This is a genomic window from Micromonospora sp. NPDC005197 (assembly GCF_040608295.1).
Lineage (GTDB): Bacteria > Actinomycetota > Actinomycetes > Mycobacteriales > Micromonosporaceae > Micromonospora.
Genome location: NZ_JBEXHY010000005.1, coordinates 45,410 through 69,521, shown reverse-complemented (window position 1 = coordinate 69,521; position 24,112 = coordinate 45,410). Strand labels below are relative to the sequence as shown.

Below are 24,112 nucleotides of genomic sequence, written 5' to 3'. Positions count from 1 at the left end.
CCGCTCGCCGAAAATCCGACAGCCGAACGGCTGGCCGGCCCACGACGGCAAGCCGGCGTCAGACAGCAAGCCGGCGTCGAACGGCCGGCCGGTGGCAGACGGCCGGCCGGTGGCGGGCAGGGAGAGGCGGAGCGGGACCGGGCCGCGTCCAGGTGCGGTGTGGGTGGTTCAGAGACCCAGGTCGCGGGCGATGATCATGCGCTGCACCTCGCTGGTGCCCTCGCCGATTTCCAGGATCTTGGAGTCCCGCCAGAACCGGGCGACCGGGTACTCGTTCATGAAGCCGTACCCGCCGTGGATCTGGGTCGCCTCCCGGGCGTTGTCCACCGCGATGGTGCTCGCGTGCAGCTTCGCGATGGCGGCCTGTCGCTTGAACGGCTCACCGGCCAGCATCCGGGCGGCGGCGTCGTAGTAGGCCAGCCGGGCGGTGTGCGCCTTCAGCTCCATGTCGGCGATCTTGAACTGGATGGCCTGGTTGGCGCCGATCGGGCGGCCGAACGCCTCCCGCTCCTGCGCGTACTTGATCGACTCATCGACGCAGCCCTGGGCGAGGCCGACGGCCAGTGCGGCGATCGCGATCCGGCCCTCGTCGAGGATCCGCAGGAACTGGGCGAACCCTCGGCCGCGGGCACCGAGGAGGTTGGCCGCGGGCACCCGACAGTCGTCGAAGGTCAACTCGTGGGTGTCCGAGGCGGTCCACCCGACCTTGGAGTAACCGGGGGCCACCGTGAATCCGGGCGTACCGGTGGGCACGATGATCGTCGACAGCTCCTTGGAGCCGTCCGCGTTCGTGCCGGTCACGGCGGTGACGGTGACCAGGGCCGTGATGTCGGTCCCCGAGTTGGTGATGAACGCCTTCGACCCGTTGATCACCCACTCGTCGCCGTCCAGCACGGCGCGCGTCTGGGTGCCGGCGGCGTCGGATCCGGTGCCCGGCTCGGTGAGCCCGAAGCCCGCCAGCGCCTCGCCGCTGAGCAGCTTCGGCAGCCAGGTGGCCTTCTGCTCCTCGGTGCCGAAGCGGTAGATCGGCATCGCGCCCAGTGAGACCGCCGCCTCCAGCGTGATAGCCACGCTGGAGTCGACCCGGGCCAACTCCTCCAGGGCCAGACACAGCGCGAAGTAGTCGCCGCCCATCCCGCCGTGCTCCTCGCCGAAGGGCAGGCCGAACAGGCCCATCTTGCCCATCTGCCGGATCACCTCGTACGGAAAGGTGTGCTGCTCGTAGTGCTCGGCGATGACCGGGGCGACCACCTCGCGGGCGAAGTCCCGCACGCTCTCCCGCAGCGCCGTTTGTTCGTCGGTGAGCCGGAAGTCCATCTCATCCTCCTGTGTGGACGGCCGCCCCGGCGCTCGTGACGCCGCAGGCGGATCGCTGTGGGGGTGGGGCGAGGGTCAGACCGGGGTCACGCCGTGCCGACGCCGGGAGAAGTGCCGGTCCTTGGTACGCGCAGCGGCGAAGCGGCGGACCAGCTCGCCACGCAGGTCGTGCGGCTCGACGATGGCGTCCACCACCAGCTCGCTGGCGAGCCGGACGACGTCGATGTCCTGCTCGTACTCGGCCCGCTTGGCGGCCACGAAGGCGGCCCGCTCGTCCGCGTCCTCGATCGCCGCGATCTTGTTGGCGTAGACGGCGTTCACGGCGGCCTCGGCGCCCATCACCGCGATCTTCGCGGTGGGCAGCGCGATTGTCGCGTCCGGCTCGAAGCCGGGGCCGGCCATCGCGTACAGGCCGGCGCCGTACGCCTTGCGGACCACCACGCAGATCTTCGGGACGGTCGCCTCGGAGATGGCGGTGATCATCTTGGCGCCGTGCCGGATGATGCCCTGCTTCTCCACGGCGCTGCCGACCATGAAGCCGGGTACGTCGCTGAGGAAGAGCAGCGGCACGTTGAACGCGTCGCAGAGCTGCACGAACCGGGTCGCCTTGTCGGCCGAGTCGACGAAGAGCACGCCGCCCTTGAACATCGAGTTGTTGCCGAGCACGCCGACGACCTGGCCGTCGAGGCGGCCGAACCCGATGGTCAACTCCTTGGCCCACAGCGCCTGGATCTCGAAGAAGGAGCCCTCGTCGAGCAGGCCCTTGACGTACCGCCGCATGTCGAACGCCTGCCGCTCGCTGGCCGGCACGAGCGCGGCCAGGTCGGCCTTCGCGGGCGCGGCGACCGCCGGCGCGGCCGGCGGCGCCTGGGTCCAGTTCGCGGGCAGGTACGACAGGTAGGTCTTCACCACGTCGAGCGCGTCGGCCTCGGTCTTGCAGAGGAAGTGCCCGACGCCGGACTCGGCGGTGTGCACCTTGGCGCCGCCCATCGCCTCCAGGGTGGTCTTCTCCCCGGTGACCATCTCGACCATCCGGTCGGAGCCGAGATACATGCTCGCGTTGCCGTCGACCATGGCGACCACGTCGCAGAACGCCGGAATGTACGCCCCACCGGCGGCGCTCGGGCCGAACAGCGCGCAGACCTGCGGGATCGAACCCGAGGCGCGGACCTGGTTCCAGAAGATCTTGCCGGCGCCACGCCGGCCGGGGAAGAGGTCGACCTGGTCGGTGATCCGGGCGCCGGCGGAGTCGACCAGGTAGACCATCGGCACGCCGGCGCCGTACGCCCGCTCGATGATCCGGATGATCTTCTCGACGGTCCGGGCGCCCCAACTGCCGGCCTTGACGGTGGAGTCGTTGGCCATCAGGCAGACCTGCCGCCCGTCGATCGTGGCGGTGCCGGTGACCACGCCGTCGGCGGGCAGCCCGTCGGCGAGCGCGTTGGCGTAGAGGCCGTCCTCGACAAACGAACCCTCGTCGACCAGCAGCGCGACGCGTTCGCGGGCGAAGAGCTTGCCCTTGGCCTCGTTGGCCGCGTGGTACTTGTCCGCGCCGCCGGACCGGGCCCGCTTGCGCAGTTGCTCCAGCGCCTCACCGTCGAGCGTCACGCCGACTCCCTCGCCCGTACTGACCTGAACGATCGTTAGGCTATCGCATTCGCGCACCTCCCGGCGACCCACGACCGGCCGACGCTTCTTTGAACGAAACATTGAAATCTATTAATCTCTGTGGATAGGCTCCTGGCACCCCCTCCCGGATAGGAGTCAGCGATGACCTCACGACTCGGTCGGCTCGCCGTCGCGTTTGTCGCGACGGCAGTTGCCACGCTCGGCGTCACGGTCGCCAACCCCGCGCCCGCGTCCGCCGCGATGACCATCTGCTACAACACCAGCCAGGCAGGCGCCTACGCCGGCACCGCCAACCAGGCCGCCTCGATCTGGAACAACGCCACCACGAACCTGACGCTTACCGCGAACTGCGGCTCCAACCTGCGGATCTACCAGATCACCGGCGGCGGCTCCTACGCCGTGCGGACCAGCCTCGGCAACGGCCGGGTCTACATCGACACCCAGCAGGCGGCGCAGTACAGCCCGCTGCGGATCATGACCCACGAGATCGGGCACATCCTCGGCCTGCCGGACAACTACAACGGCAACTGCGCGATCCTGATGTCCGGCGGCAGCGCCGGCACCAGCTGCACCAACCCGTACCCGAGCACCGCCGAGGCGAACCGGGTGAGCAGCCTCTTCGCCGGCACCCTCAGCGCCACCGAGCGCAGCGCCGGCCGCAGCGCGGACATCTTCCGGGACAGCTGGCCGAGCGTGCTCACCCCGGTGAACTGACCGACCTGGCACGAACGAAGGGGCCGGCGTGTTCGCCGGCCCCTTCGTCGCGTCCTCAGCTCGGCATCGGCGTCAGCCGGGTACGCGGGCCCGCCCGCAGCACACCGGACGGAAGCTTCTTGCCGAGCAGCTCCTCGGCCAGCTCGGCCACCTCGATCAGGGCAGCCAGGTCGATGCCGGTGTCGACGCCCATGTCGTGCAGCATGTGCACGGCCTCCTCGGTGGCGAGGTTGCCACTGGCCCCCGGGGCGTACGGGCAGCCGCCCAAGCCGCCGACGCTGGCGTCGAACTCGGTCACCCCCAGCTCCAGCGCAGTCAGCAGGTTGGCCAGCGCCGTACCCCGGGTGTTGTGGAAGTGCAGCAGCACCGGCACGTGCGCGTTGCGGTCGCGTACCGCGGTCAGCAGCTCACGGACCCGACGCGGAGTGGCCATGCCGGTCGTGTCGCCGAACGCCACCCGGTCCGCGCCGTCGCGGACCACTCGGTCGACGATGCCGGCGACCCGCCACGGGTCGATGTCCCCCTCGTACGGGCACCCGAAGCTGGTCGCCACGATCACCTCGACCCGCGCGGACGCCCCGTGCAGGAGGTCGATCAGCTCGGCGATGTCGTTCAACGACTCGTCGGTCGAGCGGTTGACGTTGCGCCGGTTGTGCGTGTCGCTGGCCGACACCACCACCTCGATCTCGGTGAACCCGGCGGCCAGGGCCCGCTGCGCGCCCCGGGTGTTCGGCACCAGCGCCGAGTAGCGCACCCCGTCGGCCTTCGTGGCCCGCCGCCACACCTCGTCGGCGTCGGCCATCTGCGGGATCGCCAACGGGTGCACGAACGACACCGCCTCGATCCGGCGTACGCCGGTGCCGGAGAGCGCGTCGAGCAGCCGCACCTTCGCGTCGACGGGAATCGGCTCCTCGTTCTGCAGCCCGTCCCGCGGCCCGACCTCACGAATCGACACGAAATCTGGCAGTTCAGCCAAGGGGTCACCTCACTGTGACAGAGCTGTGCTGGGGTTCTCCCAGCATGCCACCCCCCAGTGTCGATCAAGAGGTTCGCGTCATCCAGGACCGAAATCCTGACGCGAACCTCTTGATCAACGATGACGGCGGGTCAGCGCATGCGGGAGACGATGCCGGTGTCGTACGCGCCGCTGAGGAACTCCTCGTTCTCCAGCAGCTCGGCGAAGAACGGGAGGTTGTTCTTCGGGCCTTCGATCCGGAAGGCGGCCACCGCCGCCTTCGCGCGCTCCAACGCCTCTTCGCGGGTGTCGCCGCTGACGATCAGCTTGGCCATCAGGCTGTCGTAGAACGGAGTGACCGTGTTGCCGCCGGTGTAGCCGGAATCCACCCGGACGCCCGCACCCGTGGGCTCCACCCAGGTCTTCACCACGCCGGGGCCGGGCAGGAAGCGCTTCGGATCCTCCGCGTTGATCCGCATCTCGATCGCGTGCCCGCTCGGCGTCAACGCGTCCGGGTCGAACGTCGGCGCCAGCCCGGACGCCACCCGCAACTGCTCCTCCACCAGGTCGATCCCGTAGACGTACTCGGTCACCGGGTGCTCCACCTGCAACCGCGTGTTCATCTCCAGGAAGAAGAACTCGTTCGTGGTCGGGTCGAGCAGACACTCGACAGTTCCCGCGTTGCGGTAACCCACGGCCTCACCGGCGCGCACCGCCGCGGCCAGGAAACGCTGCCGCAGCTCCGGCGAGACTGCCGGGGACGGCGACTCCTCGACCAGCTTCTGGTTGCGCCGCTGCACCGAGCACTCCCGTTCGCCGAGCGCCACCACCCGACCGTCGGCCAGGCCGAGGATCTGCACCTCCACGTGGCGCACCCGGGGGAAGTACCGCTCGATCAACACCGAACCGTCGCCGAACATCCGCTCGGCGAACGCGCGCACCTTGTCGTACTCGGTGCGCAGCGCGGCCTCGTCGACGGCCACGCCCATGCCCATGCCCCCGCCACCCGCGGCGGCCTTGACCATCACCGGGTAGCCGATCTCCGCAGCGGCGGCGACCGCCGCGTCCAGGTCGGCGGCCGGGTCGGTGGTGCCGGGCGCGACCGGGACGCCGGCCGCCGCCATCAGGTTCCGGGCATTGATCTTGTCGCCCATCGCGGTGATCGCGTCCGCGCCGGGCCCGACCCAGATCAGCCCGCTCGCCTCGACGGTACGGGCGAACTCGGCGTTCTCCGACAGGAAACCGTAGCCGGGGTGGATGGCATGTGCGCCGGTCGACTTCGCGGCGGCGAGGATCGCCTCGACGTTGCGGTAGCTCTGGGCCGGGTTCGGCGGGCCGATGAGGACGGCCTCGTCCGCCTCGGCGACGAAGGGCAGGTCGGCGTCGGCCTCCGAGTACACCGCGATCGCGCGGATGCCGAGCCGCTTGGCGGTCCGGATGACCCGGCGGGCGATCTCGCCCCGATTGGCGACCAGCAGTGACTCGATCATGTTTCCTCCCGGCGTCCGGATGGTGGGACGATGCCAGGGAACCACGACCGGCCCACTCCTGACGAGCCGGGGCTCAGGCGAGCAGCGCGGCCGGGCTCAGGCGAGCAGGGCGGCCAGGGTGGCGCCGCGCAGCAGCTCGGCGCGACGCCGACGGTCCACCTCGCCGCCCAGGAACGGGGTCGAGTTCATCAGGCCGAACGCGGCGTGCGCCAACACCCGCGCCTCACCGTCGGGCATGCCCGGGTGCAGCGCGGTCAGCACCGTCACCCACTCCTCGACGTACATCCGCTGCAGGCGGCGGATCCGTCGTCGCGGCTCCTCCGGCAGGCGGTCCAGCTCGTGCAGGTGCAGTGCGATCACCGCCGGGTTGGCCAGCGCGAACTCGACGTGGAAGTCGATCAGCGACTCCAGCGCGCCGCGCGGGTCGTCCGGATGCCCGGCGGCGCGTTCCCGGCCGCCGGCCAACAGCCCCTCGCTGACCGGGATCAGCGCGGCGGCCAGCATGGCCTCCTTGCCGGCGAAGTGGTGGTAGAGCGCGGGGCCGGTCACCCCGGCTGCCGCACCGATGTCGTCCATCGACACGCCGTGATAGCCACGGGCGGCGAACAGACCGACCGCGATCTCCAGGATCTCGTCCTTGCGGGACCGGCGCCGGCCCGCACCCCGTGCCTGCTGTTCCACCGTCACGGGGCAAGCGTAGACCGCGAGCCGACCGCGGTGGGGCGGCGGTTACCGGTCGGTTGCGTGCGCCACGCCACCGGCCGGCCCCCGCTCGGGCGGGGGCCGGCCGGTCGGGGAAGAGGTCTACTCGTCCGGGTCGAGGTCATGCTCCGCGCGCAGCGCGGCGGCCTCCGTGGGTCGATCCAGCAGGTCCAGGGCGCGGGCCAGCAGCCAGGCCGTCTGGCGGACCGGCCGCGAGCCGGCCGGGAGCCCACCGAGTACGCGGCGCAGCAGCGGCTCCGCCTCGGCCGGCCGGTCCAGGCGCAGCAGCAGCTCACCGACGAGAATCTCGACCTGGGCCGCCTCGCCGAACGCCTCGATCGACCGGAGCCGGTCCGGCACCCCGGCGAGCCGGTTCAGCGCCTCGTCCGGCCGCCCCTCCCCGACCAACACCCGCGCACCGGCCTCGGCCGCCATCGCCAGCTCGTACGTCACCGGCGGCTCCGGCTCCGGCTGCCCGGCCAACGCGGCCGCCAACCCGTCCACCAGCTCGATGGTCCGGACCGCCGCCGGTCGGTCGTCGGACCAGAACCAGGCGTACGCCTCCCTCCGGCGGGCACGCAGCTCGTCCAACGGCAGGTCGGCCAGCCGGTACGCCGTGGCGGCGGCGGCGAACCGCTCGGCGGCAACCGCGTCCCGGTCGGCGTCGTAGAGGATCCCGCCGGCCTCCTCCAGCACCTGCGCCCGGTGCGGGAGGTTGTCCGGGCCGTCCAGGTTGGTGGACAACTGCTCCAGCAGGGCCAGCGCCGGATCGATCTCGCCGAGCCCGGCGTACACGCCGGCCAGCAGGTGCCGACAGCGGTCGGCCTCCGCCTGGGCGCCCAGCCGGTCCAGGCCGAGCACGGCCTCCTCGGCGACCTCGGCCGCCTCGGCGAGCCGGCCCACCATCCGGTACGCGTTCGCCAGCTCCCAGCGCAGGAACGCGTCCCCCTCGGCGCCGCGCTCCACGCAGAGCGTCACCGCCTCGACGAAATCGTCCACCGCGTCGGCGGCCCGGCCGGCGGAGAGCAGTGCCCGCGCGCGGGCGACCCGGACGGGCAGCTCCGCGTCCGCCGGCGCCACCCGCAGCGCCTCGTCGCAGGCGGCCACCGCCTCCGCCGGGTCGTCGACCGTCCGCGCCCAGGCCAGGCAGGCCGCCGTGAGCAGTTCACCGATGCCCAGCTCACGACCAATGCCGCGAGCCTCCTCGGCGGCGGCGCGGGCCTCGTCGACGCGGTCGGACTGCTCCAGCAGGTGTGCCCGGTGCAGCGCCATCCGAGCCGCCAGGTGCCGGTCGCCACCCGCGTCGGCCGGTGCCCGGTCCAGCGCCGCGAGGGCGTCCGCCCACCGTTGCTGGTGCAGCAGCGCCAACGCCAGCCGGTCGTGCCCCGCGGCCCGCTGCCGGGCGTCACCGAGCCGGTCCAGCACCTCGGCGGCCTCCCGGACCAGCGCGAGCCCCTCCTCGGCGTGCTCGTCGGCCCTGGTCAGCAGCACGCCGAGCCGCCCGGCGACCACCTGGGCGGGCACCTCCTCGCCCGCCGAGCGGTACAGGTCCAGCGCCGCCCGGTTCAACTCGACCGCGCCCTCGATGTCGTCCTCGTCGCCGCGCTCGGCGGCCCGCAGCGCCAGCCGGTGCGCGACCGTACGCGCCGGCAGGTCGGCGGAGCCGAACCGGTCGTCGCACGCGGCCAGCGCCGCCTGGAACGCGGCCCGGTCGTGTCGGCCCCAGCTCTCCTCGGCGAGGGTCAGCAACTCGTCCGCGTCGGCGTCGGCGGGCAGGGTCACGGCGGGCGCCTCGGCCCGATCCCGGCCACCTCGGTCGGCGGACGCGGGCGTGGCCGCACCGAGCGCAACGGTTGGATCGGCCGGACGGCGGCGGACGCTCGCGGAGAGCGGCAGGTGCTCGCCACTGGGCCGGACGGCGAGCCGGCGGGCGATCCACTCCGACTGGTGCGTGGTGCCGTTGCGGGCGTCGAAGCGGGCGGCCAGCGCGGTCGCGGTCCCGGCCAGCTCGTCGGCCAGCGTCGGCGCGGGCACCTCGGCGGCCGGCCGGCCCTCGGCGGCCCGGCGGTACACCGTCGCCGCACCAGCCTGACGCAGCGCGGCCGCGGCGGTCGCCGCGAAGTGCATGGCGGCGGCCGGCGACGGCGGCCGGTCCAGCCAGTCCAGGTGCCGCTCGACCAGCTCGACCGCCCGCGCCTCGTTGCCGGTCAGCGTGCAGAACTCGACGTGGTCGCCGATGTCCCACAGGTCGGCGAGGTTGCCGCGCAGCTTGCGGTACGCCTCCCGGTGCGCGTCGCGCGCCGACTCACCTCGGCCGGTACGCAGATAGGGCAGAAGGAGCGCCGTGAGGATCGCCTGCGGCTGCTCGGTGCAGGTCAGTCTGCCGGCGAGCACCGGCTCGGCAAGTGCCACCGCCTCGGCGTCCCGCCCGGTGTCGGCGAGGTAGCCCACCTGACTCGTCGGGTCACAGCCGGCGCAGTCGGACAGCTCGTCGCGGGGTGTGGTCTGCCAGAGCCGGTACCAGTGCGCGGCGGCCTCGGCGTCGCCCACGTGGTCGGCGACCCGGAACCGGTGCTTGTGGACGGTCTGCAGGCTGTGCCCACCGGCCCGGTAACGCCGCTCCATGTCGTCGAGCACCGCGTACGTGCGGTCCAGCGGCACCTCGGGGAACTTCAGCAGGCCGGACACCATGTACTTGAAGTGCCACAGCAACTGGTGCAGATGGCGCTGGTGGTAGGGCTGCGGGTCGCGGTCGAACTCGGACAGGCACCAGGAGAAGGTCACGAACGACTTCGCCGGCTCACCGCCGTAGACGTACCCGGTGGTGGCCTGCATCCGGGTGACGAAGGCGAGGTGCCGGTCGTCGGCGGCGTCGACCCGGCGCAGCAACTGCTCCAGCGCGGCGATCTGCCCCGCCCCGTACGGCATGTCGGCGATGCCACGCAGCACCCGCCACAGGTCCTCGTCGCTCATGGTCACTCCCGTCCCGGCACGGCCCGGCCGAGCAGGCCGAGGAAGGAATCGTTCAGCAGCGCGGCGTCGGCAGCGCGGATCGGATGGTGGCCGAGCAGCAGCGCCTGCCCGTACAGCGCCTCGATGGCGAGGCCGACCAGCTCCGGGTCGCCAAGCATCGTGACCCGCCGGACCAGCGGGTTGCGGTGGTTGAGCACCAGTTGCGGGCGGTCCGGCGGGGCGGTGGCGGCGAGCGCGTCGAGCACTCCGCCCCACAGCTCGTCGGCGCGGTCGCGGCTGGCGGCGAGCTGATCGTTGAACGCTGCCGACCGGCTGACCAGGTAGAGCGCGGGCAGCGAGACCGGGTCGTACGCCCGGATGACCACCTCGCAGCCGGACCGTTCGACGGCCCGCTGCGCGGCGGTGAGGAACGGCCGCAGCGCCAGTTCGACCTGCGGGTCGAGAGCCTCGAACCGGGTGGTGAGGTCGCTCGGCTCCAGCCGTTCGATCAGCACCGACCGGTCCACCGCCGGCAGCCGCTCAATCAGCTCGGTGTCGTACGTGTAGCCGGCGTTCACCACCGCCAGGTCCTGTGCGGCCGCCACGGCGGCGAGTTGGCGGAACTCGTCGAGGCTGGCCGCGTAGCGGAGCACCCCGTGGCGTTCGCGGAACTCGGCGAGCGTGAGCGTGCCGACGTTGGTGTCCATCGGCCACCACCTGTCGACCAGCCGGAGCATCTCGTCGTCGTGCAGCGCCAGCGCCTTCACGCCGAGGTGGTGCACCTGGAGGAACTCGGCCAGCCGGTGCGGGTCGTGTCGCGCCAGCCGGACCAGCCAGCCGCGTACCTGATCGCCGAGCGCCTCCCGGGTCGCGGTGAGCAGGGTGTCCTCGTAGAGGGCCTCGCGGCTGGCCGTCGGGCGCAGCTCGGTCGCGTCGACCACGCAGTGCGCGAAGAACGCCCAGTCCGGCAGCAGGCTGTCGGCGTTCTCGGTGAGCAGCATCCGCTTGAGGTAGACGCGGTGCCCGGCCCGGGCCGCCGGGTTCACCGGGGTGGGCAGGATGACGGCGACACCGGTCAGCCCGGCCTCCGGCACGGCCAGCGGCAGCACGTCGAACGGCTCCACGCCGAGCGTCTCCCGGGCGTACCTGATCAACGCCGCGCGGTCGAGCGGCGCCCCCGGCGCGGTCGACCACGGCGGTTCGCCGGTGGTGGTGACCGTGTCGCCGACCCGGACGGTGACCGGCAGCAGCGAGCCGAAGAGCCGCGCCAGGTCGGTGACGGTCGGGGTGGCGAACCACTGGTCGGCGTCGCGGCGGGGCACCAGCGTGACAGTGGTGCCCGGCTCGACGCGGGCGGCCTCCGGCGGCGCCACGGTCACGGCGTAGCGGCCGTCGGCGTACCCGGTCCACCGGACCGTGGGGTTGTCGCCGTGCCGGGTGAGCACCTGGATCTCGTCGGCGACCAGGAAGCAGGAGAGCAGGCCGATGCCGAACTGGCCGAGGAACTCGTGCCGGGAGAAGCCCAGCTCGTCGCGCTTGGAGCTGCGGCCGATGGTGGCCAACAGCTCGTGCACCTGCGCCTCGGTCAGGCCGACGCCGGTGTCGTACACCCGCAGGGTGCCGTCGCCGGTGATCTCCGGCGGCTCGATGCGGACCAGCGCCGGGGCGTCCGGCTCGGTCGTACGCCGGGCGGTGATCGCGTCCACGGCGTTCTGGAGCAGCTCACGGACGTACACCCGCGGGCTGCCGTAGAGGTGATGGCTGAGCAGGTCGACCACGCCACGCAGGTCGACCTGGAAAGTGTGGTCCACGCCTGAGTTCTCCCCGGTCCCGATGCCGGCGCCCACCGTACCGATGATCACCGACGGCCCGCGTCCCCCTTTCGCCCGGCGGCTTGACCCTCGACCCGGTCGAGAGGGCACGTTCGGCGGCATGACCTCCTCCGCTCTGGGCCGGGATTTCCGGCTGCTCTGGTCCGCCGCCGTCTCGTCCCGGCTCGGGGACGCGCTGCGCACGCCGGCGCTGGCCCTGCTGGCCGCGACACTGACCCGCGACCCTCGGATCATCGCGGCGGTCACCGTGGCCGGGCAGCTTCCGCCGCTGCTCTTCGGCCTGCTCGGCGGCGTGTACGCGGACCGCTGGGACCGCCGACGGACGATGGCCTGCATCGACGGGGTACGCGCGGCGGTGGTGGCGGCGGTGGCCGTGGCGGTCGTCCTCGACCGGGCTGCCGTCGTGACGCTGCTGGCGGCCGCGTTCCTCCTCGCCGCGTTGGGCACCCTCTTCGACTCGGCCTCGTTCGCGCTGCTGCCCACGGTCGTGTCGCCGGCCGCGCTGCCCCGGGCGAACGGAAGGCTCCAGGCGGGGAGCGCGGTGGCCGGCGGCTTCCTCGGTGCGCCGGCCGCCGGTGTCCTCTTCGCCACCGCCCCCGCGCTGCCGTTCGCCCTGGACGCCGTCACCTTCGCGGTGGCGGCCCTGCTCGTGCTGGCCCTCACTCCGACGCCCGCCGTGGTCACCGGGCCGACCGTTGGACGCCTGTCGGTGTGGAGCGAGATCACCGAGGGGATGCGCTGGCTGCGCGGCGACCGGACACTGTGGCGGGTCACCCTGCTGGCCGCCGCGAGCAACCTGGCGATCAGCGGTCTCATGGCGGTGCTGGTGCTCTACGCGCTGGACGTGCTGCGCGTGCCGCCGGCCGGATACGGACTGTTCGCGGCGGGCGCCATTGTCGGCGGCGTGGGCGGGGCGCTCGGGGCGGGCCGGCTCGCCGCCCGGCTCGGCACGGTGCCCGCGCTGCGGGCGGTGCTCGCCGTGCAGACCGTCGCGCTGGTCGGGTTCGCGCTGGCCCGGCAACCGGTGCCGGGCGGGATCGCGCTGGCCGTCTTCGCCGCCGGCACCGTCGTGTGGAACAGCCTGTCGGCGTCGTACGGGCAGCGGCACGTGCCGGGCGGGCTGCTCGGTCGGGTGGGTGCCGCGCAGCGGATGGTCGGGCTGCTCACCGCACCCGTCGGCGCGGCGGTCGCCGGGCTGGCCGCCGCCGCGTACGGGACGGTGCCGGTGGCGGGCGCCGCGGCCGGCACGTTCGCGCTGGTCACGCTGGCGGCGTGGCGAACGCTGCGGCCGGTCGCGTCGGTGTCGCCGGTGGTCGCCCCCACCGACGACAGCACAGCACCCCAGCCGTCGCGCTGAGCAGCACGTCGTGCACCTCAGCCCGCGCCGCGTTCCGCGTGGGACAGCCCGGACAGGCGCAGCGCGATCCGCTGCCGGACCGGGGGTACGGCCCCGAGCAGCCGGAGCAGCGCGTCCCGGGCCGGTCGGCGGGCCGGGGAGGTGGTGGCCAGCCGGGTCAGCCCGGCGGCGAAGCTCATCACGTCCTCGGCCATCGGGCGCTGCCGGGCGGTGTAGTCGTCGAGCAGCGTCTCCGGGCCACCGGCGAGCACCTCGGCCAGAGCCGTGCCGAGGGCCACCGCGTCGCAGATGCCGAGGTTCATGCCCTGCCCGCCGGCGGGGCTGTGCACGTGTCCGGCATCTCCGGCCAGCAGCACCGGCCCGGCCCGGAAGGTGTCGGCGATCCGGTGGTGCACCCGGAACCGGGAACCCCACAGCACCTCGGTCACCCGGTCGGGCCGGCGGGTCGGGCCGCGCTCGTCGAGCAGCGACTGAAGGTACGCCCGATCCGGCTCGGGCGGTGCCGTCGGCACAGCGGCGACCAACCGGACCACGCCGTCCGGCAGTGGCGCCCAGACCAGCGGCCCGGGGCGGGCGAGGAACAGCGCGGCCTCGTCGCGGGGCAGCGCGCTGTCGACCCGCACGTCGGCGAGCACGAAGGACTCCTCGTCGCTGGGGCCGGCGAAGCCGATGCCGGCCGCCTGCCGGACCGTGCTGTGCAGGCCGTCCGCGCCGACCACGTACCGGGCGCGCAGGTCCGCACCGTCGACCCGCGCGAGCACCCCGTCGGCGGTCGGGCTCAGGTCGGTCAGCCGGCACGGCCGTCGTACCCGGACGCCGAGGTCAGCCAACTGCCCGACGAGCACGGCCTCGGTGACCGCCTGGGAGACCAGCAGGGCGTAGGGGAAACGGGACGGCAACCGGTGGAACGGAACCGACAGCAGCGTCCGGTCCCGGTCGCGGACCGTGAAGCGCGGCGCACGCACCCCCTGGGCCACCAGTGGCGCCGCGACGCCGATCCGGTCCAGCACCTCCAGGGTGTACGCGTGCACGACGGCCGCGCGGGACGTCTGTGGCGGTTCGGCCTGCTGGTCCAGCACTGTCACGTCGATCCCGCGACGGGCCAGCGTCAGTGCGGTGGCGAGGCCGGTGGGGCCGGCACCCACCACCAGGACGTCGGTGCTCGTGGGCAGCATGGCCACCTCCGGAACGACTGTTGCCAACGGGTGTTGGCAAACGGTTGTTGGCAACGCTAGGACGGCGGTCGTTGTGTGTCAACAACCGTTGGCATACGGTCGTTGACATGACCGCGCCCGCCCACCCGACCCACCCCCGCCGATCGGACGCCACCCGCGCGGCGATCCTGCGAGCAGCCCGCGAGCGGTTCGCCGCCGACGGATACGAGCGCGCCACGATCCGGGCCATCGCCGCCGACGCCCGGATCGACCCGTCGATGGTCATGCGGTACTACGGCAGCAAGGAGGGTCTGTTCGCGGCGGCGGCCGAGTTCGACCTCCGCCTGCCCGACCTGGCCGCCGTGTCGTCCGAGCAGCTCGGCGAGGTGCTGGTCCGGCACTTCCTCGCCCGGTGGGAGGGCGACGAGACGCTTGTGGCGCTGCTGCGGGCCGCCAGCACCAACCCGGGCGCGGCCGAACGGATGCGCGGCATCTTCGCCGACCAGCTCACCGCGGCCGTGGCCACGTTCGGCACCGACCCGGCGCTGACCGCCCGGCGTGCCGGCCTGGTGGCCAGCCAGATCCTGGGCCTCGCCTTCACCCGCTACGTCGTCCGGCTCCCACCGATGGTGGACGTCGACCCGGAGGAGCTGGTCTCCTGGGTCGCGCCGACCCTCCAGCGCTACCTGACCGGGCTGCCGCAGACCTGACCCAACCTTTTCCCCTCCCCATGCGTCTGTCGGGTGACGCGCACCGTGGCGGCCGGAAGGGGTGCGGATGGGATCGACGGTGAACGACGGCCGCGACGGCTACCTCGCCTTCGTGGAGAGCAACCAGCACCGTCTGCTGCGTGCGGCCTTCCTGATCTGCGGCGACCGGCACCAGGCCGAGGACCTTCTCCAGGACGCCCTGCTGAAGCTGGCGCTGCGCTGGACCTCCGTCCGCGACGGCGATCCCGCCGCCTACGTGCGGGCCATCCTCTACCGGGACGCGGTGTCGTGGTGGCGGCGTCGACGCCGGGAGTGGCTCAGCCCCGCACCGCCGGAACAGGTGGCCCCCGACCGTGACGGCGCGCTGCGGCTGACCCTGCACGACGCGCTGGGGCTGCTGCCGCCCCGGCAGCGGGCCGTGCTGGTGCTGCGCTACTACGAGGACCTGACCGAGGTCGCCACGGCGGAGGCGCTCGGGGTGACCGTCGGCACCGTGAAGAGCCAGTGCCACATGGCGCTGCGCCGGCTTCGCGAGGTGGCCCCCGATCTCACCGGAGATGGCCGATCGAGCCGGGGCGCGACCCGCTCCGGCGAACCGACCGCCGACCTGGAGGTGAACCAGTGAACGAGCGGGATCTGCGCCAACTGTTCGCCGTCAGCGTGGAGGACGTGCTGCCCAGCAAGCCCGCGACGGCCGGCTGGGACCGGGCGCGGCGCACGCGTCGTACCCGACGGGTGCTCGGCGCGGCAGTCCTGGCCGTGGTGCTGGTCGGCGGTGGCACGGTCGCCGTCCGCCGGCCGTCCCCCGGTCCGCCCCTGAACCACACGGTGGCGCCGACCGTCGAGCCCACCCACGCCGATCCCGTGCAGCGTCCGCCGACCGAGCTGACGTACCCACCCGATCCGCTGAACCGGCTGAGCGGCCCGGCGACCGTGCCGCTGTCCGAGCGACCGGTCCAGCGGGCGTTGGCGCTGTTTCAGCCCGTCGACGAGGAGAACCGCGCGGACGGCCCGGTCCGGATCCTCGGCGACGACGGCGTCGTGCGCGGTCTCGACGTGGTGACGCTGGCGCCCACCCGGGACGCGGACGGCAACGAGGCGACCGCCGTACAGCCGGGAGTGTTGTCGCCGGACGGGCGTTGGGCGGCCTTCCCGCAGACCAACGAGCTGATCATGGTTGACCTCACCGCGGCGGGCGTACGCCGGATCCCGCTCGACGGCTACCTGGAGCTGGTGGTGTGGGCGCACGACCGGGTCCTGGTCGGCGGCGGCAACCGGACGTACGCGGTGGAGCGCGACACCGAGGCGGCAGGCACCATCGACGTGTCGGCCTGGAACGTGGTGGCACCCGACCCGGAAGCCGGCCGCGAGGCGGCGCTGATCGAGATGATCGGCGAACGGGGCAGCCTGACGCTGCGCAACCGGTCCGCCCGCGAGGCCACGATCCGCTCCGAGCAGCGGATAACCGACGGCGTGCTGCCGTCACCGTACGAGGTGAATGAGTTCTACGGCCGGGGTTGGCTGCACGGCGGTCGCCTGGCGAGGGCCGCCATGATCACCAACAACGACATCGACGGCGCCGAGGGGGTGGCCGTGCTGGACTCCCGTACCGGCGCGGTGACCCACCTGCTCGACCTCGGTCGGGATCGCGCCAAGGGCTGCTGCCCGGTGTTGGGCTGGGACAACAAGGGAGCGGTGCTGCTCAGCCTGGAACCGGCCGCCCTGGCTCGCTGGGACCCGGAGACCGGCGAGATCACCGGGATCATCCGGGACCTACCCGGCGTGCTGGCGCTGGCCGGCTGAGAGTCGTCGAGCCCTCAGCCGGCCAGCTCCGCAGAACCGGTCAGGCGGCGATGCCGCCGGGCTGGTCGCCCTTCACCACGGGCGCCCGGACCAGGTTGCCCCACTCCGTCCACGAGCCGTCGTAGTTGCGCACCTGCGGGTAGCCCAGCAGGTGCCGCAGCACGAACCAGGTGTGGCTGGACCGCTCACCGATCCGGCAGTACGCGATCACGTCGTCGTCCGGGCTCAACCCGAGCTGGTCGGCGTAGATGGCCTTCAGCTCGTCGGCGGACTTGAACGTGCCGTCCTCATTCGCCGCCGACTTCCAGGGCTTGCTGACCGCGCCCGGGATGTGCCCGCCGCGCAGCGCGCCCTCCTGCGGGTAGTCGGGCATGTGCAGCATCTCGCCCGTGTACTCGCCCGGGGACCGGACGTCGACCAGCGGCCGGCCCACGGCGATGTGCGCCATCACCTGCTCACGGAACGCCCGCAGCGGCGCGTCGTCCCGCAGCGGCACGGGGTAGTCGGCGCGGGGCCGGGCCGGCTTGTCGCGGGTCACCTCGCGCCCCTCGGCGATCCACTTCTGCCGGCCGCCGTCGAGCAGGCGCACGTCGGCGTGGCCGAAGAGCGAGAACACCCAGAGGGCGTACGCGGCCCACCAGTTGAAGTTGTCGCCGTAGAAGACCACGGTGTCGCCCCGGCCGATGCCCTTCGCGGCACACATCTCGGCGAAGCTCGTCGCGTCGAGGTAGTCCCGGGTGACCTGGTCGTTCAGGTCGAGGTGCCAGTCGACCTTGACGGCACCGGGGATGTGACCGGATTCGTAGAGCAGGACGTCCTCGTCGGACTCGACCACGACGAGGCCCTCGTCGCCCAGGTGCTCGGCCAACCAGTCGGTGGTGACCAGCCGCTGCGGGTCGGCGTACGACTGGAGGCGGGGATCAGGATCGTTCGGCACAGACATGATCCCCAAGTTACGCCGCAACACCGCCCGACGGTCGGCCATCAGATGCGACGCGGCCCACGTGAGGCGTGCTCACGCCCGCCGGTGGACGATCCGGCCGGCGGCCACGGTCGCGATGCAGGCGCCGTCGGCGTCGTGCGCCGACAGGTCGGCGCGTCCACCCGGATGCAGGCTCGGCACCACGGGCGCCGGCAGCACCAGCAGGTCGCTCCGGTCGACGGCGGCCCGCAGCGCCGGCTCGGCCAGGTGTTCCGCCAGCACCGCCGTCACTCCGCTACGCAGCAGCGCGTGCACCCGCTCGCGCGGGGTGGGTGCCGCCGGCAGCGGGCCGTCGTGCAGCAGGCCCGGACCCAGCACGCCGTCCCACCGGCGGACCCGCACCCCCGCGTACGTCTCGCTCAGCTCGGCCAGCGGACCCACGGCCTCGACCCGGTCGCCGTCCACCAGCACGGCGTGCTCCGGAACCGGCTCGCCGTCCCGTTCACGGCGCAGCAGCGGCGCGGTGTGCAGGGTGCGCACGGTCAGTCGACGAGCGGGCCGAGCAGCGGACGCTTCGCGGTCACCGTGTCACCGGACGACCGGCCGGTGAGCCGCCGCCTGATCCACGGGGCCAGGTACTGCCCGGCCCAGCGCAGGTCGGCCGCGCGGGCGGCCAGCCACGGCGACGGCGCCGGGTGCGGCGGGACCATCAGCCACTCCTCGTCGCAGCCCACGCCGAGCGCGTTCAGCACCTGCCCGGCGACCCGCCGGTGCCCGGCCGGGGAGAGGTGCAGCCGGTCGGTGCTCCAGAGCATCGGGTTGAGGAACGTGTCGTCGGCGTACAGGTCGACCAGGATGGCGCCGTGCCGCTCGGCGGTCTCACCGACCGCCTGGTTGAGCAGTTGCACCCGGGGAGCGACGAGACGTTGACCGGGCAGCCGTGCCATCACGTCCGCGAATCGGAAGAGCAGCACGTCCGCGCCGCCCGAGCGCAGCTGCCGGACGACCTCGTCGAAGCGGGAGACCAACGTGTCCGGGTCGAAGGTGCGCCGCAGCACGTCGTTGCCGCCGGCCGCGAAGCTGATCAGATCGGGCTTCATCGCCACCGCGGAGGGCACCTGCTCGGCGACGACACCGGGAAAGAGCCGGCCCCGGATGGCCAGGTTCGCGTACCGGAAGTCCGGGCCGGCCTCGGCGGCGAGACGGGTCGCCACCAGGTCCGCCCAGCCTCGGTAGGTGCCGTCCGGGTACGCGTCGTCCATACCCTCGGTGAAGCTGTCCCCGACCGCGACGAAACTGCGCCAGCGCACCGCGCCTCCCTCACCCGTTGCCTGCGGCGACCAGTCTGTCACCGGAGGCACGGCCGGCGACGCCCCGATCCGCCGACGTGGCGGAACGCACTTGATCCGCACGGGATCGCCGATGTCGCGGTGTCCCACTGCCCCGGATACCCCGATATCGGGGAGATGGCGTCGTGTCGCCAATCCGGCTGGTGGTGGAGTGCCGTGGCTCGCATTGAGGCCGCACAATGAGGGGCCGGTCACCGGACCGCGCAGTGGGGAGGGCCCAGTTGAGTCAGGCAAGCGAGCCGAGCCCCACCGGGCCGGCCCCGGCGGTGCCCCCATCGTCGCGCACCACGCGGACCCGCCAGATCCGACTCGTGGGGCTCATCGTCGCGCTGGCCGTCCTGGCCGCCGCCCTGGTCCCGATCGTCCTCGCGATGGGCCCGCCGACCCGGGACGAGTTGCTGGAGGACGCCGGCCTCAAGGGCAAGCAGCAGCTCGTCATCGGCGTGAAGGACGACCAGCCGGGCATCTCGCAGCGCCTCCCGAACAACGTCTGGAAGGGCTTCGACGTCGACATCGCGTACATGATCGCGAGCTACCTCGGGTTCGACCACTCCCAGGTGCGTTTCGTGCCGATCGAGAGCGAGGACCGGGCCCGTCGACAGGCCCAGGACGGCGAGGGGTTCGTCATCGTCGACCTGGTCATCGCGTCGTACAGCATCAACGACAAGCGCAGGGAGGAGGGTGCCGTCTTCTCGGCCGCGTACCTGAACACCGAGCAGTCGGTGGTGACGTTGAAGAGCTACCAGAAGCAGGTGAGCAGCCTGGAGGATCTGCGTGGGCTGACGGTCTGCTCGCTGACCACCTCGACGTCCATCCAGCGCCTCGCCGAGGCCGGCGCCTCGCCGGTGGGTCGAAACAGGATCAGCGAGTGCATCCAGGAGCTGTACGACGGCAAGGTGCAGGCCGTCACCACCGACGCGGCGATCCTCGCCGGCTTCGTCACCGGCGACCAGCCGGACGGCGACGGTCAACACTTCCCGGTGACCCTCAAGAACGTGAAACCGCTGCGGCACTGGGACATAGGCTCGTCGCCCCAGGAGCGCTGGGGCGTCAACACCGGCCCCAACCAGGCCCTGCTCGACCTGGTCGACCTTGCGCTCTACAAGTCGGCCAAGGACGAGAACGACTCGGCCTGGGAGAACGCGTACAACGCCAACCTCCGTTGGCAGCAGGGATACAACCTCCCGCAGCCGGTCGCGGAACAGCAGCAACCCGATCCGAGGAAGGTGGAGGTGCGACAGTGGCCGTGGGAGAGGATCGCGCTACCGCCCCCGGCGTACCCCGGATCACCACCAGCTCCGCCAAGGCGGTCCGCCCGCGCCGGATGGCGGGGGCGCGGCAGGCGCAGCAGTGGCTGCTGACCCTCCTTCCCACCTTCCCCGTCCTGCTCCTGGTGCTGCGGCTGTGGCAGCTCAGCCAACAGGACATGTCCACGATGCTGCTGCTGGTCCAGTACGTCAGTCCGCTCGGCCTGCTCAGCGCGCTGCTGATCGCCCTGGTGTGGGCGTTCCCCGTGGTCGTGCTCACCTTCGGCGTCCTCGGTCGACTGCTCCGGCTCAGCGCTCCGGACCGGTTCGACCCGGAACGGTCACTACTGGCCTCCGGGACGGCACGTACCCCCGGTTGGGTGATCAGCGCGGCGGTCGCGCTGGGGGCCCTCACCTGGCAGCTCCGCTTCCTGCCGTCGCTGCTGATGCTCGGCCTCTGGCTGCTCGCGCTGCGCACCCGCTACCTGCATCCTGACCAGCCGACCCGGATCCTGCTGGTCAGCGTGGCCCTGCCGCTGGCCGCGGCGGTCCTGGCGTACACGGTGCTGGGCCCGGCCATCTGGACGGCGTATCAGGATGGCGAGGTGGCCACGGCCGCGCTGCTGGCGGTGCCGCCCGCCGCCACCGTGCTGCTCACCGGCCCGATCCCCGGCTGGATCGCCCCGACGCTGACCCACGGTCTGGCGTTCACGGTCGCCGCCGTGCTCCCGGTGGTGATGGGCGCGGTCTTCCTCCGGGTGCCGCTGCTGCCCACCGCCGCGGTCGAGGTGGTCCCGAAGCAATCGGCCTCGCCGGCCCCGGACGTCACGGCCTCGGCAGCCCCGGGCGGCCCGGCCTCGAGCGCGTCGGCTGCTCCGACGAACGGCGGCACGGCAGGCCTGGACGGTGGGGACGGCCCGCCGACGGCCAACGGCGGCCCGGAGGTGGTGCTCGGCGCGCTCATCACGGTTACCGACACGTCGACGATCATGCTGGACCGGACCGCCACCGTGCGGTTCCTGCCGAACGGGTGGGTCGAGTCGCAGGTCCTCTGCCCCCAGCCGGCGGCGGTTCCGTACAGCCTGGTGTCGGTGCGGGGCTGGCCGGTGGAGGAGACCGCGCTCAACTGGATGATGCCCCGGCGGCCGGTGGCCGACCCGGACGTCCGCTGCGAGGGCCGCCTTCCCGGCGACACGTAACCCGGGACCGAATTGGATCGCCGCACCGGGACCGGCGGTCTTAGGCTGCCCGAATGCTGCTACGCATGTCGACCCTGTTGCTGCGGACCCTGCGCGAGGATCCGGCCGACGCGGAGGTGCCGAGCCATCGGCTGCTGCTGCGCGCCGGTTACATCCGTCGCGCCGCACCGGGCGGCTACACGTGGCTGCCGCTGGGCAAGCTGGTGCTGGACCGGATCACCGAGGTGGTGCGTGCCGAGCTGGTCGCGATCGGCGACCAGGAGGTGCACTTCCCAGCGCTGCTGCCCGCCGAGCCGTACCGGACGAGCGGCCGGTGGACGGAGTACGGCGACCTCCTCTTCACCCTCGCCGACCGGCGCGGCGCCGAGCACCTGCTGGCGCCCACCCACGAGGAGATGGCGGCGCTGCTGGTCAAGGACGTGTTCACCTCGTACCGGGATTTCCCGGTGACACTGTTCCAGGTGCAGACGAAGTTCCGCGACGAGGCGCGGCCCCGCGCCGGTGTGCTGCGCGGCCGGGAGTTCCTGATGAAGGACGCGTACTCCTTCGACCTGGACGAGGCGGGCCTGCGGGACGCGTACGCCCGGCACCGGGCGGCGTACCAGCGGATCTTCGACCGGCTGGGCCTGGAGCACACGGTGGTGCACGCGATGTCCGGCGCGATGGGCGGCTCGGCGTCGGAGGAGTTCCTGGCCGCGACCCCGGTCGGCGAGGACACGTTCGTCGGCTGCACCGCGTGCGGCTACGCGGCCAACACCGAGGCCGTCGTCACCCGGGCACCCGCCGCCAGCGACCTCGCCACCGCACCCGCGACGCAGGTGCACGACACCCCCGAGACCGCGACGATCGCCAGCCTGGTCGAGGTGGCGAACGCCCGCCGGCTCGGGGACCGGGACGACTGGACCGCGGCCGACACCCTGAAGAACGTCGTGTTGACAGTGCGTCAGCCGGGCGCCGAGCGGGCCGAACTCCTGGTGATCGGGCTGCCCGGTGACCGGGAGGTCGACCTGAAGCGGCTCGCCGCCGCGCTGGAGCCCGCCCAGGTGGCCGTCTTCGACGAATGGGCCGGGCATCCGGAGCTGGTGCGCGGCTACATCGGTCCGCAGATGCTCGGCAAGCTGGGCATCCGTTATCTGGTCGACCCTCGCGTGGTGACCGGCTCCGCGTGGCTGACCGGGGCGAACGAGCCGGGTCGCCACGCGACGGGCGTGGTCTGCGGGCGGGACTTCACGCCCGACGGCACGGTCGAGGCGGCCGAGGTGCGCGCCGGCGACCCGTGCCCCGACTGCGGCGACGGCGAGCTGGCCATCCGGCGGGGCATCGAGATCGGGCACATCTTCCAGCTCGGTCGCCGCTACACCGACGCGTTCGCGGTCGACGTGCTCGGGCCCGCCGGCAAGCCGGTCCGGCCCACCATGGGCTGCTACGGCATCGGGATCTCCCGGGCGGTTGCGGCCATCGCCGAGCAGCACCACGACGACCGGGGACTCATCTGGCCGGCGGCAATCGCGCCGTGTGACGTACACCTGGTGGTCGCCGGCAAGGGCCCGCAGCTCGACGCGGCGCTGGACCTCGGCGGGCGCCTGGCCGCCGCCGGCCTGCGGGTGCTGGTCGACGACCGGACGCACGTCTCGGCCGGGGTCAAGTTCACCGACGCGGAGCTGATCGGCATCCCCCGCACCGTCGTGGTCGGCCGCCGACTGGCCGACGGGTACGTGGAGTTGCGCGAGCGGGCCGGCGACGGGCGCGCGGAGCTGCCGGTGAACGGTGTGGTGGAGCGGATCGTCGACGCGGCCCGCCGGGAGCGTGCGAACCTGGTGTAGCCACCGCGTCACGGGGTAGTGCAGTCGGATCGGGTGATACGTCTTCGGAGGATCTCATGACCGGTTACCGGGTCAGCGACGTGATGACCAAACAGGTCGTGTACCTGTCGGCCGAGACCACCCTGGACGAGGCGGCCAGGGTGATGAAGGAGGCGGACATCGGCGACGTGGTGGTCACCGACGGCGCCACCCTCGCCGGCATGCTCACCGACCGGGACATCGTGGTGCGGGCGGTGGCCGAGAACAGCTCACCGGCGGCCACCACCATCGGCTCGATCGTCACCCGCGAGGTGGTCATGATCGAGCAGCACTGCACGGCGGGTGAGGCTGCGGCGCTCATGCGGGACCGTGGCATCCGCCGCGTGCTCGTCTGCGACAGCGACCGCAAGCTGGTGGGGATCGTCTCGCTCGGTGACCTGGCCATGCAGCTCGACCCGACCAGCGCGTTGAGCGAGATCAGCGAACAGTCTCCGACCACGTGAGCCGTCGGCGCCAGCGGTAGCCTCGACACATGGCTGACATGCCGGCCCGACTGGCCGAGATCGTCGACGAGTTCGCCGCCGCGCCACGCGACCTGGTGCTGGAGATGCTGCTGGAGTACGCCGACGTCATCCCGCCGCTACCCGCCGACGCCGCCGGGCACGAGGGCATGGAGCAGGTGCCCGAGTGCCAGACCGCGTTCTTCCTGCGCGCCCGGGTGACGCCGGACGGGACCGTCGAGACCCTCTTCGACTGCCCGCCGGAGGCGCCCACCACCCGGGCGTTCGCCGGGATCCTCGCCGAGGGTCTGGCCGGCGCGAGCGCCGAGGAGGTGCTGGCCGTGCCGGACGACCTGTACCAGCGGATGGGCCTGGCCCAGGCGATCAGCCCGCTGCGGGTGCGCGGCGGCACGGCGATCCTGGGCCGGCTCAAGCGGCAGGTCCGGGAACAACTCGACTGAGCCGGCAGTTGGCACCG

At 72.7% G+C, this 24,112-nt stretch carries 21 protein-coding genes; 10 read left to right on the top strand and 11 right to left on the bottom strand.

What is annotated here, in order from left to right; genetic code table 11:
* Window positions 1–168: 168 nt before the first annotated feature.
* Window positions 169–1,317 carry an acyl-CoA dehydrogenase family protein gene (locus ABZU46_RS03835; protein WP_354854910.1) on the bottom strand — a complete coding sequence of 383 codons (1,149 nt, stop codon included), beginning with the start codon at window positions 1,315–1,317 and terminating at the stop codon, window positions 169–171.
* Window positions 1,318–1,392: 75 nt separating this feature from the next.
* Window positions 1,393–2,925 (bottom strand): acyl-CoA carboxylase subunit beta, encoded by a 1,533-nt coding sequence (locus ABZU46_RS03830; protein WP_354854908.1) that lies wholly within the window; start codon window positions 2,923–2,925, stop codon window positions 1,393–1,395.
* Window positions 2,926–3,087: 162 nt separating this feature from the next.
* On the opposite strand from ABZU46_RS03830, the gene ABZU46_RS03825 reads away from it, so the two are divergent.
* Window positions 3,088–3,660, top strand: a complete 573-nt coding sequence (locus tag ABZU46_RS03825) for a snapalysin family zinc-dependent metalloprotease (protein ID WP_354854906.1) — start codon at window positions 3,088–3,090, stop codon at window positions 3,658–3,660.
* 55 nt (window positions 3,661–3,715) lie between these two features.
* Here the strand turns inward: ABZU46_RS03825 and ABZU46_RS03820 are convergent, their stop codons facing one another.
* The 5 genes from ABZU46_RS03820 to ABZU46_RS03800 form a co-directional block, all read right to left on the bottom strand.
* On the bottom strand, window positions 3,716–4,636 hold the full coding sequence (locus ABZU46_RS03820) for a hydroxymethylglutaryl-CoA lyase (protein ID WP_354854904.1): 921 nt from the start codon (window positions 4,634–4,636) through the stop codon (window positions 3,716–3,718).
* Window positions 4,637–4,767: 131 nt separating this feature from the next.
* On the bottom strand, window positions 4,768–6,105 hold the full coding sequence (locus tag ABZU46_RS03815) for a biotin carboxylase N-terminal domain-containing protein (RefSeq protein ID WP_354854902.1): 1,338 nt from the start codon (window positions 6,103–6,105) through the stop codon (window positions 4,768–4,770).
* A gap of 96 nt (window positions 6,106–6,201) precedes the next feature.
* The gene (locus ABZU46_RS03810; RefSeq protein ID WP_354854900.1) at window positions 6,202–6,792 is read right to left on the bottom strand and encodes a TetR/AcrR family transcriptional regulator; all 591 of its coding nucleotides are present in this window, start codon (window positions 6,790–6,792) and stop codon (window positions 6,202–6,204) included.
* Window positions 6,793–6,909: 117 nt separating this feature from the next.
* Window positions 6,910–9,780: a hypothetical protein gene (locus ABZU46_RS03805; RefSeq protein WP_354854898.1), complete on the bottom strand. Its 2,871-nt coding sequence runs from the start codon at window positions 9,778–9,780 to the stop codon at window positions 6,910–6,912.
* 2 nt (window positions 9,781–9,782) lie between these two features.
* Window positions 9,783–11,570: an HSP90 family protein gene (locus tag ABZU46_RS03800; RefSeq protein ID WP_354854896.1), complete on the bottom strand. Its 1,788-nt coding sequence runs from the start codon at window positions 11,568–11,570 to the stop codon at window positions 9,783–9,785.
* 121 nt (window positions 11,571–11,691) lie between these two features.
* On the opposite strand from ABZU46_RS03800, the gene ABZU46_RS03795 reads away from it, so the two are divergent.
* Window positions 11,692–12,948, top strand: a complete 1,257-nt coding sequence (locus tag ABZU46_RS03795; protein ID WP_354854894.1) for an MFS transporter — start codon at window positions 11,692–11,694, stop codon at window positions 12,946–12,948.
* Between the two features lie 17 nt (window positions 12,949–12,965).
* On the opposite strand, the gene ABZU46_RS03790 is transcribed toward ABZU46_RS03795, so the two are convergent.
* On the bottom strand, window positions 12,966–14,123 hold the full coding sequence (locus ABZU46_RS03790) for an FAD-dependent oxidoreductase (RefSeq protein ID WP_354854892.1): 1,158 nt from the start codon (window positions 14,121–14,123) through the stop codon (window positions 12,966–12,968).
* Between the two features lie 107 nt (window positions 14,124–14,230).
* On the opposite strand from ABZU46_RS03790, the gene ABZU46_RS03785 reads away from it, so the two are divergent.
* The 3 genes from ABZU46_RS03785 to ABZU46_RS03775 all read left to right on the top strand — a co-directional run bounded on the left by ABZU46_RS03785 (window position 14,231) and on the right by ABZU46_RS03775 (window position 16,615).
* Window positions 14,231–14,812: a TetR family transcriptional regulator gene (locus ABZU46_RS03785; protein WP_354854890.1), complete on the top strand. Its 582-nt coding sequence runs from the start codon at window positions 14,231–14,233 to the stop codon at window positions 14,810–14,812.
* 67 nt (window positions 14,813–14,879) lie between these two features.
* The gene (locus tag ABZU46_RS03780; protein WP_354854888.1) at window positions 14,880–15,437 is read left to right on the top strand and encodes a SigE family RNA polymerase sigma factor; all 558 of its coding nucleotides are present in this window, start codon (window positions 14,880–14,882) and stop codon (window positions 15,435–15,437) included.
* Window positions 15,434–16,615, top strand: coding sequence for a hypothetical protein (locus tag ABZU46_RS03775; RefSeq protein ID WP_354854886.1), 1,182 nt, complete (start codon window positions 15,434–15,436; stop codon window positions 16,613–16,615). Before ABZU46_RS03780 ends, ABZU46_RS03775 begins: the two co-directional genes overlap by 4 nt.
* Window positions 16,616–16,655: 40 nt before the next feature.
* Here ABZU46_RS03775 and ABZU46_RS03770 read toward each other — a convergent pair whose 3' ends face one another.
* The 3 genes from ABZU46_RS03770 to ABZU46_RS03760 form a co-directional block, all read right to left on the bottom strand.
* Complete coding sequence (locus ABZU46_RS03770; protein ID WP_234584475.1) at window positions 16,656–17,558, bottom strand: sulfurtransferase; 903 nt, start codon at window positions 17,556–17,558, stop codon at window positions 16,656–16,658.
* 72 nt (window positions 17,559–17,630) lie between these two features.
* A complete protein-coding gene (locus tag ABZU46_RS03765; protein ID WP_354854884.1) occupies window positions 17,631–18,077 on the bottom strand; it encodes a hypothetical protein in 447 nt (148 codons plus the stop codon).
* A gap of 2 nt (window positions 18,078–18,079) precedes the next feature.
* Complete coding sequence (locus ABZU46_RS03760; RefSeq protein ID WP_354854882.1) at window positions 18,080–18,847, bottom strand: SGNH/GDSL hydrolase family protein; 768 nt, start codon at window positions 18,845–18,847, stop codon at window positions 18,080–18,082.
* Window positions 18,848–19,107: 260 nt separating this feature from the next.
* On the opposite strand from ABZU46_RS03760, the gene ABZU46_RS03755 reads away from it, so the two are divergent.
* From ABZU46_RS03755 to ABZU46_RS03735, 5 genes are read left to right on the top strand one after another with little or no spacing between them, the layout of a single operon-like run.
* Entirely contained in the window at window positions 19,108–20,247 is a 1,140-nt protein-coding gene (locus ABZU46_RS03755) for a transporter substrate-binding domain-containing protein (RefSeq protein ID WP_354854880.1), read from the top strand.
* On the top strand, window positions 20,133–21,332 hold the full coding sequence (locus tag ABZU46_RS03750; RefSeq protein ID WP_354854878.1) for a hypothetical protein: 1,200 nt from the start codon (window positions 20,133–20,135) through the stop codon (window positions 21,330–21,332). Before ABZU46_RS03755 ends, ABZU46_RS03750 begins: the two co-directional genes overlap by 115 nt.
* 53 nt (window positions 21,333–21,385) lie before the next feature.
* Window positions 21,386–23,155 carry a proline--tRNA ligase gene (locus ABZU46_RS03745; RefSeq protein ID WP_354854876.1) on the top strand — a complete coding sequence of 590 codons (1,770 nt, stop codon included), beginning with the start codon at window positions 21,386–21,388 and terminating at the stop codon, window positions 23,153–23,155.
* 56 nt (window positions 23,156–23,211) lie between these two features.
* Window positions 23,212–23,637, top strand: coding sequence for a CBS domain-containing protein (locus ABZU46_RS03740; RefSeq protein WP_354854874.1), 426 nt, complete (start codon window positions 23,212–23,214; stop codon window positions 23,635–23,637).
* Between the two features lie 29 nt (window positions 23,638–23,666).
* Window positions 23,667–24,095: a SufE family protein gene (locus tag ABZU46_RS03735; protein ID WP_234584468.1), complete on the top strand. Its 429-nt coding sequence runs from the start codon at window positions 23,667–23,669 to the stop codon at window positions 24,093–24,095.
* Window positions 24,096–24,112: the final 17 nt, after the last annotated feature.